The sequence below is a fragment of the Raineya orbicola genome, assembly GCF_002843425.1.
GTDB lineage: Bacteria > Bacteroidota > Bacteroidia > Cytophagales > Thermonemataceae > Raineya > Raineya orbicola.
This window is the reverse complement of record NZ_NKXO01000010.1, coordinates 1-16,494: the sequence shown is the minus strand read 5'-3', so window position 1 is coordinate 16,494 and position 16,494 is coordinate 1. Positions and strand designations below refer to the sequence as shown.

Below are 16,494 nucleotides of genomic sequence, written 5' to 3'. Positions count from 1 at the left end.
AGCATTTTCGCTTATCAAAGTTTTTGGTAGTTTGATTTTAATTTCTAAATTGAGGCTGTTTTCAGGTAATAAGATTTTCAAAACAACAACGCCAATGAAAATTGATATAGAATTTAACAAGAATGAAGATTTGATGAAACAATGGGTTACTCAACTCAATGCCAAATGGGAAAAAGTAAAGCTCGGAGGAGGTGAAAAACGTATCGCCGCCCACAAAGCCAAAGGCAAAATGACTGCCCGCGAGCGTATTGATTACCTTTTGGATAAAGATAAACCACAAATGGAAATTGGAGCCTTGGTGGCAGATGGAATGTATGAGGAAGAAGGGGGTTGTCCTTCGGGAGGAGTAGTAGTAATTATGGGTTATATTGCAGGAAGGCAATGTATTGTAGTTGCCAATGATGCAACCGTGAAAGCAGGAGCTTGGTTTCCTATTACTGCCAAGAAAAACTTGCGAGCCCAAGAAATTGCCATAGAAAATCGTTTGCCTATCGTGTATTTGGTAGATAGTGCAGGCGTATATTTGCCTATGCAAGCAGAGGTTTTCCCTGATAAAGAGCATTTTGGCAGAATTTTCCGTAATAATGCCGTGATGAGTTCCGAAGGAATAATCCAGATAGCGGCTATTATGGGAAGTTGTGTAGCAGGTGGAGCATATCTGCCTATTATGAGTGATGAGGCTCTTATTGTAGAAGGTACAGGTTCGGTGTTTTTGGCGGGTTCGTATCTTGTAAAATCGGCTATTGGTGAAGAGGTAGATAACGAAACACTCGGAGGAGCTACTACGCATTCCGAAATTTCAGGCGTTACGGATAACAAATATCCTAATGATGAGGCTTGTTTAGATGCTATTCGTAGAATTTTTGAAAAAATCGGACATTTTGAAAAAGCAGGTTTTGATAGAGCTACGCCTGCTCTGCCCCGAAAAGATATGAAAGAAATTTACGGCATTTTGCCTGCCGATAGAGTTAAACCTTACGATATGCGAGAAATTATTGAACGTTTGGTAGATAACTCCGAATTTGATGAGTACAAGGCTTTGTATGGAAAAACCTTGCTTTGTGGATATGCTCGTATAGATGGTTGGGCGGTGGGCATCGTTGCCAATCAGCGTAAAATGGTCAAAACCAAAAAAGGAGAAATGCAAATGGGGGGGGTTATTTACTCTGATTCTGCCGATAAAGCCGCTCGTTTTATTATGAACTGCAACCAACGGAAGATTCCTTTGGTATTTTTGCAAGATGTAACAGGCTTTATGGTTGGTAGCAAATCTGAACATAACGGAATTATCAAAGACGGGGCAAAAATGGTGAATGCTATGGCAAATAGCGTAGTACCCAAATTTACGATTGTTGTAGGCAATTCGTATGGGGCGGGCAATTATGCTATGTGTGGCAAGGCTTATGACCCTCGCTTAATTTTTGCTTGGCCCTCTGCCCAAATTGCGGTAATGAGCGGGGCTTCGGCAGCCAAAACCCTTTTGCAAATTCGTGTGGCGGCACTGGAAGCCAAAGGACAGAAAATCACTCCCGAAGAAGAGGCTAAACTTTTAGAAGAGATTACCGAAATCTACAACAATCAACTTTCGCCTTATTATGCGGCGGCTCGTTTGTGGATAGATGGCATCATTGACCCGCTGGATACTCGCAAAGTGATTTCTATGGGTATTGAAGCCGCTAATCACGCCCCCATCACCAAACGCTATAACGTAGGGGTAATTCAGGTGTAATGATTAGCCAAAATACAGAAACGACCACATTCAGATTGTGTGAATGGGGTCGTTTTTTATGTTGAAGTTGTTTAGGATTAAAAAAGATTTCCATTTTTGTGGTTCAGAATCACAAAATAATCTTTTTTGCAATGACAAGTGAGGCTTGAAAATACTTCATACAGAGCTTATACAAAAAACTTTTTCCCTTGAAAAAGCGTTATTTTGTAAAAAAAATCTATGAAACCTGCTACTTTTCGTTTATGCCAATTTTTGCTTTATGCTACAATATTTCTTTCAGCTTGTGGCTTGGAACGAGATATTGACCTCAAACTTCCTGAATATGAAAAAAAACTGGTTGTTGAATGTTATTTAGAGCGTGGGAAACCTATTCGTTTGCTTCTTACTGAAAGTCAAGATTTTTTGGATAATAACTTGCAAATTCCTGAAATAAAAGATGCCCAAGTTGTTGTACGAAATGGTGATGTAGTGTATCCATTGCATTATGAAGTACAATTTGATACCCTGTTTCGCAAAGTCTATAACTATGTTTCAGATTTACCCTTGCCTACAAATCCTACCGGAGAATTTAGTTTGGAAATAATAGATAGCAAAGGCAGAAAAGTAACTGGTAAAACGCAATTTTTAGAAGAATTGCCTATCAAAGAATTGATTTGGCAGTTTGAAGATGCTGATAAAGAGCCTAAAATTGATACAGCCAAAGCATACGTGCTTATTCGGCACAATGTTTCGCCCAGCGGAAACTTTTATCGTTTTATCATCAACAAAAAGCGAAAAAATGAGCTCAACAATCAGTTAGATTTTATTTACAGAGGTATCACTGCAACTAATGGAGAAATAAGCATTGGTACTTCTTATCGTTTCAAAGATAAAGATACTTTGCAAGTTTTACTATTTCACATTGAAAGGCAATTCTATGCATACTTGCGAAGTGTAGAAGATGCTCGCGATGCGGCAGGAAATCCTTTCGCACAACCTTCGCCAATTATTTCGGGAGTACAGGGAGGTATCGGTATTTTTACAACTATCCAAAAAGATGAGCAGTGGATTGTAGTCAAGAAAAATTGAATTTTTTGTAATTTGCAAGCCAAAATTTAGGCAAATGCGAAAAAATTTTGTTCAGTTTAGCTGGGTAACCATTTTAGCAGTATATCTACTCATTTTGGTTGGGGGCATTGTACGAAGTACAGGTTCGGGTATGGGTTGCCCCGATTGGCCTAAATGTTTTGGTAAAATTGTTCCTCCAACTGACATAAGTGAACTTCCTGAGAATTATAAAGAAATTTACGCCCAAAAACGCAAAGAAAAAAATCTGCGTTTGGTTGGCTTTCTGAAATCTATTGGAATGAAGGAAGCGGCTCAAAGAGTGCAAAATGACGAAACTATTTACATTGAAGAGGATTTTAATGTTCAAAAAACTTGGATTGAATACCTCAATAGGCTTTTAGGTGTTCTGATTGGCTTACTTATTTTTGTAACGTTCATTACCTCTTTAAGCTATCTTAAAACCAAGCCCATTGTGAGTATTTTATCATTTATAGCCTTGCTATTAGTGGGTTTTCAGGGCTGGATAGGCTCTATTGTGGTTTCTACCAATCTTTTGGAAGGAATGATAACGCTGCATATGTTTTTGGCAGTGGTACAGGTGCTTCTGATGGCTTATACCGTGCATTTGGCTCAAAGCACTTTGCAGATAGATAGTGTTAATAATTTTTCTGTGAGTAATTTGACAAAATTTCTGCTTATTCTGAATTTGTTATTTTCTTTGGGGCAAGTGCTTTTAGGTACGCAGGTACGTGAGCAAATAGATGCCTTTGCCCGAGAGATTACTAATCGGGCGTACTGGATTGAAAGATTAGACATTCGTTTTTACATTCATCGCTCGTATTCACTTTTTTTGTTGGCTATGAATATTTTTCTGTTGTATAGGCTTAAAAAGGAAAGAGCATTTTCTTTTATCCAAAAGCCTTACTTTTTGCTTTTGGGCGTGCTTATTGCCGCTACAATTACAGGAGCGATAATGGCATATTTTGCTATACCTGCTTTCCTACAACCCATTCATTTGCTTTTGGCAGTGGCAATGATGGGCTTGGAATGGGAAATTTGGCTACGTTTGAAACCCCAAAGCTATTCCTCTGCCTAAGCTACATTCTAATTCTTGCTTCTTGATTGAATTTGTTTTTTTCGGCAATTGGTGGCTTTTGTTGAATGAATGGCATATCATTTTTGGTAGTTTTAACCTTTTCAGGCTTTTTTTTAGGCGGGGCTGGTGGTACATACATTTTTTGGGCAAATTCGGTAATGTTTTTTTTCATATCCTCTTCATTACCCAAATCATCATCAGGAGAATGTTTGATAGGAATATCCAAGGCGTGGAAATGATTAGTCCTGTTTTTAGCAATCCTACCCTCATACAAGTTGGCTTTTTTAAGAGATTTCGGGGGCTTTACAAAATGAATTTCATAGGTAAGCATTTTGTTCAAAGGCATTCTGAAATAGATACTAGGTTTCCCTATATCTTTTAAGGAATAAAGAAGCAAAGAGTCGCCAATACGAATATTTTTCATATCAACCATTTCGTAAAACTCGTTTGCATTTTCAGTATTTTCCAAGCAATAGGGGTATGCACCAATGGGAGCAGGGGCGTGCAATTCAACAGACGTATATTGGCTGATTGCATAGTATCTAAAAAAAACAACTAAACTATCTTTGCGATACTCTATTTTGTCAATAATATAATTGCGTTCCCATTGCTTGTAAGTTGGCTTAAAATCAGTGTAATAGTGCTTCTTTTTTTGGGCTAAAAGAAAAGAAAAAGAAAAGAAACACCACAAAACACTTAAACCAACAATCTTGTACATACATTTGATTTTTAACAATTTATGAAAAAAAATGCCTATTTCCAAGAGAGATAGGATTTTTTTTTTATCTTTGCATAAAAGCTATTCTGTAAAATGATTGCATTAGTGCAATATTGTGCGGTGAGTTGTATGTTGGTTTTTCTGGCAATATCTATGACTTTTGCCCAACAATATCGTTTTGTAACCTATGGCATAGAAAATGGCTTACCGCAGTCTGAAGTTACAGATATTTTACAGGATAGCCGTGGAATGATTTGGATATCTACTAATGGCGGGGGAGTAGCTCGCTTCAATGGCAAATCTTTCAAAGTCATTAACAAAAGTAATGGTTTACTAAATGATAGAGTAAAAAAGATTTACGAAGATAAAAGGAAAAACCTGTGGTTTTTTACCGAAAAAGGAATTACCATTTACAATGGAAAAACCTTTCAGAAAATAGCTGATGCAGAAGGTTTTGTGAGCGGCGAAGGGTACGAAGTGGTAGAAACAAATGAAACCCAACTATGGGTACTTGTAAAAACTTTTCAGGGCAAGAAAAAAATTTTACATTGGAATGGAGAGCGATTTATAGATTTCACGGCTCAAAACCTCAAACTTTTACAAAACAATGAGGTATGGGCAATAGCAGTTGATAAACAAAACACTCTTTTTATTCAAACAGAGCAGGGTTTTTTTGAGTACGTTCACGAAAGGTTGAAAGTATCAGAAATCAATAAGTCTTTACCACCTCATTCTCAGATACTATTATTAAACAGCAACCTGCACAAAGAGCCGCGTTTTTTGATAGAGCAAAATAATCAACTTTTTCTATTTGCTTTCAAAAATGAAAATTTTGAAATTTTGCATAAAATCGCCAGCGTACCCCTTAACGACTTCCTCTACCTGACTGAAGACGTACAGGGCAATATTTTCTTTTCAACTCAAAAAAGGGGCTTTTCTATTATTGAAAAAAATGGAAAAATAACCAACTTCAATACTTCTAATGGATTGCCTTCGGCTAATGTATATGTGATTTTCAAAGATAACCGAAATAATATTTGGTTAAGTTCTTATGGGAAAGGACTTATTCGGTATATGGGGGAAGATTTTATTCAGTTTCACACCGAAGTAGGATTTGAGACGGGTATTATTTGGGCAATACAACAAGATAAAGAAGGCAAGTTATGGATTGCTGAAAATGGCGATAAACCTCTTGGTTTTTTTGAAAATAAAAGTTTCAAGACAATACCTGTAACCACAGAAAAGTATGTGAAGCGAGGTTGTGGTATAGCTATTAATGATAAAAATGAGATATTTATGAGTAGTACCAGAGGTTTGTGGCAAGTGCAGGCAGGCAAACTCGTAAATGTTTCTAAAAAATTTGGCTTACCTGATGATATTTATACCAACGCTATTCGGCATACCACCAAAGGACTTTGGATAGCTACTTACCAAGAGGGTTTGTATTTTTACGATTATCAAACTCATAAAACTATATGGTTCAACTCGCAAAATAGCAACTTGGTAAGTAATTTGATCAATGATGTTTTTGAAGATTCCGAAGGTAAAATCTGGATTTGCACCAATCACGGTATATCGGTCTATGATGGAAAGCAAATGCTTAATTATGATAAAAAACATAAATTACACGTGGATTATATCATTTCTGCCACTGAAGACAAGCAAAAAAACTTATGGTTTGCCACTTTTAGCGGCTTAGTAAAATTCAATAAAAGCACCGAAAAGTTTGAAATTTATGATGAAAGGGCTGGAATTAGCTCGGCTACCATTTATTCTGTTTTAGTGGATAGGCGAAATTGGCTTTGGTTGGGTACTCAAAATGGTATCAACATTTTACAACTTAATGAAAAAGGGGAAATCCAAAAAACTAAAACTTACAACCAAGACAATAACTTTGCCAGTATTGAAGCCAACGAAAGAGCAATTTTTGAAGATAAAGACGGCAACGTGTGGATAGGCACCGTGAAGGGACTCATCAAATGCCAACCTGATTTTGTGAATTTTGATATCCAAATTCCTGCCGCCCACCTTATAGACTTAGACCTTAATTTGCAAAAAACGGATTGGCTTTCCAAAGATTTACAAAAATATCATCAGGGCTTGCAAGATTGGGAGTTTGTACCAAGAAATCTAAAATTACCTCACAATTACAATTATCTGACTTTTCATTTTGAAACACTTGATTACTCTGACGAAAATCTTTTCTTTCAATGGAAACTTGAAGGTATAGAAAACGAATGGAGCAAACCTTCCCGTAAAAATGAAGCCATTTACACCAATTTACCCCCCCGAAATTACAGATTTCTTGTAAGAGCTTGCCTGCCCAATGGCAAATGTAGCGAAAAAGTTGCTGTTTATAGTTTTACCATAATGCCTGCTTTTTGGCAAACTTGGTGGTTTTCGGTGCTAATTGCTACTTTTATCATTGCTTTTATTGCTTTTGTAGTAGTGCAACGTATCAAGGCTATTGAGGCACAGAAAAGACTTTTAGAAGAAAAAGTGCAAGAAGCTCGTAAGGCTCTACTTTTGCAAAATGAAGCCCTTCTGAAAAAAAATGAAGAAATTGAAAAACAAAAGGCAGAGCTACAACAGCTCAATGTTACCAAAGATAAGTTCTTTTCCATTTTAGCTCACGACATCAAAGGTCCTCTTAACTCGCTTACAGCTTTTCTAAACATAATGACAGAACATTTGGACGCTATGAGCCGTGAGGATATTTTGTTTATGAGTGGAAGTTTGAACAAATCAGTAAAAAATCTTTATGGATTGCTGGAAAACGTCCTTTCTTGGTCGCGTTCGCAAATGGGAGTTTTAGAGTATAAGCCCGAAAAATTATGTCTGCACACCCTAACAGAAGAAAATTTACAACTGCTCGCTATTTCAGCCCAAAATAAAGGCATAGATCTTATCAATTTAGTAGAAAAAGAAGTGTTTGCTTATGCTGATGCCAATTCTATCAAGGCTGTATTGCGTAATCTTATTTCCAATGCTATCAAATTTACTTCCACTGATGGGAAAGTCATCATTTCTACAAAAATAGATAAAAATGAAATTGTAGTGAGCGTAGAAGATACAGGTGTAGGAATGAATGAATTTGCTATGAGTAAAATTTTTGATATATCGGCACGTTATTCTACCAAAGGTACAGCCAATGAAGTAGGTACTGGTTTGGGGCTTGTACTTGTGAAAGAATTTGTTGAAAAAAACAAAGGAAAAGTATTTGTTAAAAGTGAGGAAGGTGTGGGAACTTGTTTTTCTTTTACCCTACCCAAATTTGAAGAAACAGGAAATTATACTCCTCAGCAAACTATTCAAATGGATTTAGAGCAATGAGATTTTTTATTCTGTGCTTTGTTTGGACTTGCAATTTCGCTTGGGCAAATAATGATGTCCTTGTGTTAGATAAAAAGAATAATAAAAAATTTATTACCTCTTATTTTCAGATTTTTGAGGATAAAAGCAATAAACTTTCTTTGCAAGAAATTTTTGAGGAGAACATAAAATTTGAGCCTATACAAACACGAAATCATTTGCACTTGGGGGTTTCAAATTCAACTTTCTGGCTGAAAAGTAATTTGTATGTACCTCAAGCACATCAAAATAGCACTAATTATATTCTGACCATTACAGACCCCTCAGTAAATTTTGTAGATTTTTTTATCATTGATAGAAATGGCAAAATAATATCTCAGCAGAAAAGCGGCTCTGCTATCAAACCCATAGAACGCTCTGTGAGCAACAACCAAATTGCTTTTAATCTAAACAATTTGAAAGAAGGGAGATATTGGTTGGTCTTGAAAGTTCGTTCAAGAGCTTTTTTGAATATTCCTATACAATTGGAACTTGATGAAACCTTTCAGAAGGATAGTCTGATTATTTACTTACTTTTGGGTGGGTTTTATTCTGTGATGCTTCTACTGATATTTTACAACTTTGCCGCTTTCCTAATAACCTTGGAGAAAATTTTATTTTATTCTTTTGCAAGTTCCTTACTTTTTACATTTGCTCTATCTACGTATGACGGCATTTTAGGCTTTTATACGCCTTTGGTGAGAGTTTTACAGCCCCATATTTCATTAGAAGCCTCATTTCTAAGCTCGGGAATGGTGTTTTTGTTACTTTTCAACATAGGCTTTCTCAAACTTCCTGCCCAATATTTTCTGACAAAATTATTAAATGTATGTATTATCGGCTTTCTTGGCAATTTTGCTCTTTCCTTTGTAGATAATGTTTCTGCCATTTATTTACTTGTAACAATGGTGCCTTTGTGCCTTATACCTATTTTATGGAGTTTTGTGTGGGCTTACAAAAACCAAGTACCAATGTCTTCGTATTTGCTTACAGCCAATATATTTCTCACTATTGGTGTAATTATTAGTCTTTTACCTTCTTTTTCACACATTATTCCTGCGTGGTGGGCAGTTTATGGCTTACATATTGGCTATATTTTATATGTGCTTACTATTTCTTTGGGGCTTTTAGTGAGATTCCACAAAACAAGTTTGGAAGTAGTACGTAAAGAAACTCAAATTTTGAAAGAAAAAGATAAAAAACGAATGGAGGCTGAAAAAAATGCCGCTCTGCAACGTATTATGGAAGAAAAAACAGCCGACCTAATGAGACAAAACGAAGAATTGAAAAAGCTAAACGAAGAGTTAGATAGATTTGTGTATAGTATTTCTCACGAATTAAGTTCACCGCTTAAATCGCTGATTGGGCTAATACAACTAATGAAGCAAGATAAAAATCAAGAGAATCTGATGATGTATTTGGAAATGCAAGAGCGAAGTATTAGAAAGTTAGACCTTTACACCAAAGAACTAACTGATTTGCTAAGAAATGCCCGTGTAGATGTTTCAAAAGTACATATTTCTTTCCGAGAATTGCTTAATGAGGTACTAAACCAACGAAAAACAGATGTCGGCTACGATAAAGTCAAGAAAATTATCAGTATCCGTCAGGATTTACCTTTTGTTTCTGATAGAAATAGAATTGCCATTATACTCAATAATATCATTAGCAATAGCATACAATATCATCGCGATAACGTGCAGTCTCACGTAAAAATTCAGGTAGAAGTAAGCAAAGAAAAAGCAAGTATCACCATCTCTGATAATGGACAAGGTATCGGCAAAGAGCATTTAGGAAAAGTATTTAATATGTTTTATAGAGCCACTGAAAAAAGCCAAGGGGCAGGTTTAGGGCTTTTTATAGTGAAAGAAACAATTACCAAACTGCAAGGTACAATAGATATGCACTCTGAAATAAATGTAGGCACAATTTTTAAGATTGAAATTCCGAACTTGCTTGAAGAACCAGAAAAAAACATACATTACCAGACTAACGGACACTCTGCCTGATATGAAATTCTATTAAACTGCGGATTATATGCTTTCGTACCTGCAAAAAGTTATCCGAAATGCTTTTGGTTTTTCGCAAAGGGAAACCAATGGCACAATATTACTTTTTGCAATTATTGTGCTTTTACTTTTTTTGCCCTATCTGCAAAATTTGCTCTTCAAGCAAACATTTGAAAGTTCGGCTAATCAAGTTTTTCAGGATAGCATAGTGGCTTATCTGGAAAATTTACAAAATGAAAATGAGCCTATTTTTCCTGAAATTGAATTATCACCTTTTGACCCTAATAAACTTTCAAAAGAGGACTGGATTAAATTAGGTTTGAATGAAAATACAGCTCAACGCATTGAAAACTACCGAAAAAAAGGTGGCAAGTTCCGCAAAAAAGAAGATTTGCTTCGTGTGTATGATTTCCCCGAAGAACTTTATCAAACTCTTGAACCTTTCATAGCCATAGAAGGTTCAAATTGGCAGAAAAAGCCTTCAAAACAACCTTTCAGGCAATATTCCACAAAGCAAAACAAACAAGAGTATTTTGAAAGAAAATTTGCCTACTACAAAGATTCCACCCAAAATAGAAACAACTTTCAACAAAAAGTAACCAAGTTTGATTTGAACCAAGCCGATACCGCCCGCCTGAAAAAACTACGAGGCATTGGCGAAAAAAGAGCAATGACTATCATCAAATATAGAGAAAAATTAGGTGGTTTTGCAAGTATGGAGCAAATCAGTGAAATATGGGGTTTAGATAGCGTTTCTATCAATAGTCTGAAAAAATATGCTTATATCTTGCCTAATTCGTGGAAAAAAATTGCTATCAATACAGCCAGCGTTGATGATTTGAAAGGACACCCCTACATCGGTTTTCGCTTGGCAAATACTATTGTAAATTATCGTCTGCAACACGGCAAATTCAAAGATGAGGCTGATTTGGCAAAAATCAAAGCCATAGATGAAACTACTTTACAAAAACTTAAACCTTATTTACTTTTTGATTGATTTACGGAAACTTTTTTTAACTTTGCCACATAGCACTAAAACATATAAAACCTAACAACATCAACCTTAAAATTCAACCGAAAATGAAACGTGCTATTTTTTTATTCATTTTTTTGAGCTTTACCTTGCTCATTATTCAGTCTTGCAAGAAGCCTCTTATTTTTGGCATAGAATACCAAAAAAATCTGGGTTTGCAAGTAAGAGACCAAATTTTATCAGACCCACAGAATTACCCTATTCTTGATGAAAAGCGTTATCCCGAAGCGTATCGGCATATCAATCGCATTACACAAAATATTCTCAATTCAGGAAAAGTGGAACTAAAAGACCGATTCACTTGGGAAGTGAGAATTATTCAAGATGATAAAACGCTGAATGCTTTTTGCACGCCCGGTGGCTATATTTTTGTTTATACGGGGCTTATCAAATATCTTGAAACCGAAGACCAACTGGCAGGCGTAATGGGACACGAAATTGCCCACGCCGACCGACAACATTCGGCAAGACAACTTGAAAAACAATTTGGAGTGGCTTTACTTGTAGAAATTGCTTTGGGACAAAAAGGCGGACAAGACCTAAAAAATCTTGCTAACGCTCTTGCAGGTTTGCGTTTCAGCCGCGACCACGAATATGAAGCAGATGCGTTTTCAGTAGAATACCTATCAGGAACGCAATATCGTTGCAATGGTGCTGCCGATTTCTTTGTCAAGCTAACTCAAAGTGGAGCCCAGACGCCCCCCGAATTTTTAAGCACGCACCCCAATCCCGGCAACCGAGTAGAGGCTATCAATCAGAAAGCACAAGCTATCAATTGCCCTACCAATAAACCTGATAGTAAAACCGAATATCAAAAATTAAAAGCCAGTTTGCCATAAGCTATGAAAAAAGTTATTTTCCTTTTAGGGTTGCTCGTATCAGCTTGCCAACCAGCTTTCTATCAGATTTCGCAACGCAACGTACATTTTACCGAAGTAAATGCCTCAATCAAAGAAGATGCTCAAATTGTGCAAACCATTGAGCCTTACAAGAAGCAATTAGATGCTCAAATGCAAAGAGTTATTGGTTATGCCGAAACAGAAATAGCCAATGGCAGAAAAGTGAATGAAACGCCTCTGGGCAATTTGGTGGCAGATATGTGCCAACAACGGGCTAGCCGAGAAACAGGCAAAAAAATAGATGTAGGTTTTGTAACTTTTGGAGGTTTGCGAACCAGCATACCCGCAGGAGCTATTAAAGTCAGTGATATTTTTGAGCTAATGCCTTTTGAAAATGAACTTGTTGTTTTGGAGATAGACGGAAAGACGATGCGAAAACTTTTTGAATACTTGGTTGCAGTTCGCAATATTGCTATTTCCAACTCAAAAGTGCTTATTCAAGGTGGAAAGCTCAAAGATGTGCTTATCAATAACGAACCCATTGAAGATAATGCAATTTACCGCGTAGCAACTTCTGATTATTTGGCAAACGGCGGTGATAGTATGGATTTTCTGAAAGAAGCCAAAAATATGCACTTTACCAATGTAAAGTACAGAGATATGATAATTCAAGAAATTGAAAACTTGCACAAACAAGGAAAAAAAGTAACAGCAAGCGTGGGGGGAAGAGTAGAAGAACGACCTTAATTTTGAAAAAACCTATAAGAGAAGGTCTCTTATAGGTTTTTCTTTGCTTAATCTTTGCCTTTGCTTGCCGCCCATTTGCGAATTTCGGTACGAAACCACTCATCAGCCTCTTCTGTCCATTTGAAATTCTCACGAATGTATGCCATTGTGTCTTTTTCAATATCGGTGTACGAATTGCCATCTTTCACCTTTTCCAAAAGCACTTGGGCATCTTTCAAGGAAATGCGTCCATCGCCTTGACCTTTTACGGCTTCTTCGGCGGCTTTGAGAAGCTCGTCATCATACTTTTTGCCATCAATAATTCTGTAATAAGACATAATCGTAAGGGGTTTGTTTGAATGAGCAGAAAATTAAGCATAATTTTTGAAGTAAGCAAACTTTTGAGCAAAAATCTTACATCTTGAACTCAAAAAAGTAAAAAAGTGAAACAATTTTTTTTACAAATGTTGTTTTGCAAAAAAAAGTCTGTATTTTTGCACGAATTTAAGCCTTTTAAGGCTTTCTTATCCTGATTTTGGGTAAAATAAGAAACTTTTTCCACGAAAGTTCGTAATTCTAATAAAAGCCTTTTTTGTAACAATGGGAATTTTTGATTTTTTTTCAGGAGATATCGCCATAGATTTGGGTACTGCCAATACTCTTATCATTTACAAAGATAAAATTGTGGTAGATGAGCCTTCTATTATCGCCATAGACCGCAAAACTGGTAAAGTGCTTGCCATTGGCAGAATGGCTATGCAAATGCACGAAAAAACACATAGCGAAATAAAAACCATTCGCCCTCTAAAAGATGGTGTAATTGCAGATTTTACCGCCGCCGAACAGATGATTCGCTGTATGATAAAAATGGTAGATTCTCGCCGAAAGCTCTTTCAACCTTCTTACCGAATGGTAATTTGTATCCCTTCGGGCATTACAGAGGTAGAAAAAAGGGCTGTAAAAGACTCTGCCGAACACGCAGGAGCAAAGGAAGTTTATATGATTTATGAGCCTATTGCCGCCGCAATTGGCATAGGTATTGATATTGAACAGCCCATAGGTTCAATGATTGTAGATATTGGGGGAGGCACTACCGAAATTGCTGTTATTGCTCTTTCAGGAATTGTTTGCGACCAATCTATTCGCGTAGCGGGTGATGTATTCACACGCGATATTGCCGACTATATGCGAAGACAGCATAACTTGCTTGTAGGCGAAAGAACCGCCGAAAAAATCAAAATGGAAGTAGGTTCTGCACTTGCCGAGTTAGATAATCCTCCACCTGAATATGAAGTAAGAGGCAGAGACTTGATGACAGGCATTCCCAAAGTAATCAAGGTTAGCTATCAGGAAATAGCTTTCTGCTTGGATAAATCAATTTCTAAAATTGAAGATGCTGTGCTAAATGCTTTGGAAATGTCTCCTCCTGAGCTTTCTTCGGATATTTATCAAAACGGTATTCATTTGACAGGCGGAGGGGCTTTGCTCAAAGGTTTAGATAAACGTCTTGCTCAAAAGACCAAATTAGCCGTACACGTTGCCGAAGACCCTTTAAGGGCTGTGGTAAGAGGTACAGGCATTGCCCTAAAAAATCTGCAAGCCTATAAAAAGGTATTGATGACCTAAAAGGTTTTCAAAGTCAGTTCAAATTTGAGCAATGCAAGCCATTTTTGATTTCGTCTATCGTTTTCGGGCAACTTTTTTATTTCTGATTTTACAAATCATTTGCTTTTTGATGATTGTCAGGTTCAACAATTATCAAAAAGCATATTTTTTGAATACGGCTTCTGCTTTTTCGGGAAAGCTCAATGCTTGGGCAAATGAAGTAAATAATTATTTTCATTTGCGGGAAGTCAATCAGGCTTTAAGCGAAGAAAATGCCCGCCTCAATAATGAGCTGATGCGTCTGAAACAAAGCCATTTTGAAAATCTTATTCCTATTCGTAATGAAGCAATTATTTCCAAATATCAGTTTGAACCTGCCAAAGTGGTCAATAAAACCATTCACAAACTTCGTAATTTCATAACCATTGAAAAAGGTTCTGCCAATGGCATTCAGAAAGATATGGGAGTTATTACTTCGGAAGGTATTGTAGGTAGGGTGATAGAAGTTTCGGAGCATTATGCAGTAGTTTCTACTATTCTGCATAATCAAAGTACCTTTTCTGTAAAAGTAAAACTCAAAAATTTACAAGGCGAGGCTTATTTGAGCTATATTCAGTGGGATAGCCGCAATTTCCGTTATACCAAACTCAAAGATATTCCACTTTCCATTCCTGTTGCAATAGGTGATACCGTAGTTACTTCGGGCTATAATGTGTTTTTCCCTGAAAAAATTATGGTAGGCGTAGTAGAACGCATCAACCCACAAAAAACTTCTACTTTTCACGATATTGATGTACGCCTTTCGACCGACTTTAATACACTAAGCTATGTGTATGTGGTAAAAAACAGATTACAGCAAGAGCAAACCGAAATAGAGAAAGATACCACTAATATTCCTCGTAAGTAACTATTTTGGTACTTGTAAAATTAAGAAAAAGTTTTTATGTCTATTCTCAGAAGGCAAACGATGCGGGGGAAAGATAGGTCATCAAGTTTTGCCCCTAAAAAAACCAAAACGACCACATTCAGCTTGTGTGAATATGGTCGTTTTTTATGTTTTACTGAAAAAATTCTTTTATACTTCAAGATAAGAGGTGAATACCACTCTAATGTGAAAATTAATTCTTTATTCATCTATTTTTGGGCAGAAGACACCTGTTGCCTCAATACATTTGAGGTCAATCATTGCACAATAACCTCTTGGATTAAAAGAAATGGGAATTTGCCTTAATGCCATATCCATAGTGTAGATTTGCATAGGAGTGATAATTGAATTAGGACGGAACTCAAATCTAACTTCCACTTTATTTTCATATGTAACTCTGGGGATTACTCTAAAATAGCTTTCATTCTGAATAATTGCTATCCTCTCCTCCAAACTAAAAATATTATTGACAATTTCTCTGATTTTGAGCATTAGATATTTTACATCTACAACATCTAAGGCTGTACACCTAGTAGCCATTTCCTCATAGTTGGATGTTCTTTGATAAGGAAATTTTCCACATTTATTATTCAGGTTTTCCACGAAAATTATGCCCTCGCCTTGATTATCTACTAATGCTTTTACCTTGTAAGTTTCTCCATTAATAGTAAATGTTGGGTTATTATACCAGTTTTGAGCAAAAATTTTGCTTGAAATAAAGCAAAATGATGAAATGATTATAAATCTGAATATTCTCATAAGTTTTTAATTTAAATTGTACGATATTTATATTGATGAAATGTGCTAAAAAGATATAACATAGCTTTTGGTTCAAAGTCTGGAAAAGCCGAAGAACCATATTTTCTATGCCCTCTTTGCCACCAGAAATAAATATTTTCATACATTATATTCCTAAACTCATCATTAGAGGTCTTGTTTATAGTTAAATAAATTTAAGATTTATACGAAACCTACTTTCGGGTGATTAAAGAAGTTAGCAATTTTTTTTGTAGCTTGTTGAAGTACTTGAAAAGCATTTTGAAGTTTAGTTTTGAGTTGAGTTAAGTTTTTACAGACAACATTTTTAAGCATATCACATTTGAGGGTTTTCCAGACCTGTTCATCTGCGTTCAATTCAGGGGAATAGGGGGGAATTTTAGCCAGATAAATAGTTTCATTCTTGTCTTTTCGTAAAAAATCCTTCACCTCTTTGCTGGAATGAATACGTGCCCCAGCCCAAATGATGAGTAATTTTTGCTTTAAAGTGTCAAGTAATTTTTTGAGAAAACCTACCACATCTTTGCCCTTGAAACTACTTTCTTGTATTTGATACACCAAATCACCCGCAGGACTAATGGCACTGATGGCAGAAAGGTGTTGATAACGACAGCCTTCCCGAAGCACGGGGCTATGTCC

General features: G+C 36.3%; 14 protein-coding genes. 10 read left to right on the top strand and 4 right to left on the bottom strand.

The genetic code is table 11. From position 1 onward, the window contains the following. Positions 1 to 100: 100 nt before the first annotated feature. The 3 genes from Rain11_RS04005 (at position 101) to Rain11_RS03995 (ending at position 3,872) form a co-directional block, all read left to right on the top strand. Positions 101 to 1,729 carry an acyl-CoA carboxylase subunit beta gene (locus Rain11_RS04005; RefSeq protein ID WP_101358107.1) on the top strand — a complete coding sequence of 543 codons (1,629 nt, stop codon included), beginning with the start codon at positions 101 to 103 and terminating at the stop codon, positions 1,727 to 1,729. Positions 1,730 to 1,948: 219 nt separating this feature from the next. Further along, positions 1,949 to 2,797: a DUF4249 domain-containing protein gene (locus tag Rain11_RS04000; RefSeq protein ID WP_101358052.1), complete on the top strand. Its 849-nt coding sequence runs from the start codon at positions 1,949 to 1,951 to the stop codon at positions 2,795 to 2,797. Between the two features lie 34 nt (positions 2,798 to 2,831). Next, positions 2,832 to 3,872, top strand: a complete 1,041-nt coding sequence (locus tag Rain11_RS03995) for a COX15/CtaA family protein (RefSeq protein WP_101358051.1) — start codon at positions 2,832 to 2,834, stop codon at positions 3,870 to 3,872. 1 nt (position 3,873) lies between these two features. Here Rain11_RS03995 and Rain11_RS03990 read toward each other — a convergent pair whose 3' ends face one another. Next, complete coding sequence (locus Rain11_RS03990; protein ID WP_133121497.1) at positions 3,874 to 4,590, bottom strand: hypothetical protein; 717 nt, start codon at positions 4,588 to 4,590, stop codon at positions 3,874 to 3,876. A gap of 93 nt (positions 4,591 to 4,683) precedes the next feature. Here Rain11_RS03990 and Rain11_RS03985 point away from each other — a divergent pair, with 93 nt between their 5' ends. The 5 genes from Rain11_RS03985 to Rain11_RS03965 all read left to right on the top strand — a co-directional run bounded on the left by Rain11_RS03985 (position 4,684) and on the right by Rain11_RS03965 (position 12,569). Continuing rightward, positions 4,684 to 7,923, top strand: coding sequence for a ligand-binding sensor domain-containing protein (locus Rain11_RS03985; protein WP_101358049.1), 3,240 nt, complete (start codon positions 4,684 to 4,686; stop codon positions 7,921 to 7,923). Further along, a complete protein-coding gene (locus Rain11_RS03980; protein ID WP_101358048.1) occupies positions 7,920 to 9,950 on the top strand; it encodes a sensor histidine kinase in 2,031 nt (676 codons plus the stop codon). Before Rain11_RS03985 ends, Rain11_RS03980 begins: the two co-directional genes overlap by 4 nt. Before the next feature lie 28 nt (positions 9,951 to 9,978). Then, the gene (locus Rain11_RS03975) at positions 9,979 to 10,947 is read left to right on the top strand and encodes a helix-hairpin-helix domain-containing protein (protein ID WP_101358047.1); all 969 of its coding nucleotides are present in this window, start codon (positions 9,979 to 9,981) and stop codon (positions 10,945 to 10,947) included. An 83-nt stretch (positions 10,948 to 11,030) separates the two neighbouring features. After that, positions 11,031 to 11,822: a M48 family metalloprotease gene (locus Rain11_RS03970; RefSeq protein WP_101358046.1), complete on the top strand. Its 792-nt coding sequence runs from the start codon at positions 11,031 to 11,033 to the stop codon at positions 11,820 to 11,822. 3 nt (positions 11,823 to 11,825) lie between these two features. Continuing rightward, positions 11,826 to 12,569: a 5'-nucleotidase C-terminal domain-containing protein gene (locus Rain11_RS03965; protein ID WP_101358045.1), complete on the top strand. Its 744-nt coding sequence runs from the start codon at positions 11,826 to 11,828 to the stop codon at positions 12,567 to 12,569. 47 nt (positions 12,570 to 12,616) lie between these two features. On the opposite strand, the gene Rain11_RS03960 is transcribed toward Rain11_RS03965, so the two are convergent. Beyond that, positions 12,617 to 12,886: a hypothetical protein gene (locus tag Rain11_RS03960; protein ID WP_101358044.1), complete on the bottom strand. Its 270-nt coding sequence runs from the start codon at positions 12,884 to 12,886 to the stop codon at positions 12,617 to 12,619. A 262-nt stretch (positions 12,887 to 13,148) separates the two neighbouring features. Here Rain11_RS03960 and Rain11_RS03955 point away from each other — a divergent pair, with 262 nt between their 5' ends. Together Rain11_RS03955 and mreC are read left to right on the top strand one after the other, a co-directional pair. Further along, on the top strand, positions 13,149 to 14,174 hold the full coding sequence (locus tag Rain11_RS03955; RefSeq protein ID WP_101358043.1) for a rod shape-determining protein: 1,026 nt from the start codon (positions 13,149 to 13,151) through the stop codon (positions 14,172 to 14,174). 31 nt (positions 14,175 to 14,205) lie between these two features. Beyond that, complete coding sequence (gene mreC / locus Rain11_RS03950; protein ID WP_101358042.1) at positions 14,206 to 15,060, top strand: rod shape-determining protein MreC; 855 nt, start codon at positions 14,206 to 14,208, stop codon at positions 15,058 to 15,060. 219 nt (positions 15,061 to 15,279) lie between these two features. Here the strand turns inward: mreC and Rain11_RS03940 are convergent, their stop codons facing one another. Continuing rightward, complete coding sequence (locus tag Rain11_RS03940) at positions 15,280 to 15,837, bottom strand: hypothetical protein (RefSeq protein ID WP_101358040.1); 558 nt, start codon at positions 15,835 to 15,837, stop codon at positions 15,280 to 15,282. A 201-nt stretch (positions 15,838 to 16,038) separates the two neighbouring features. Then, on the bottom strand, positions 16,039 to 16,494 hold a 456-nt coding region (locus Rain11_RS03935), incomplete at its 5' end, for a transposase (RefSeq protein ID WP_207764417.1).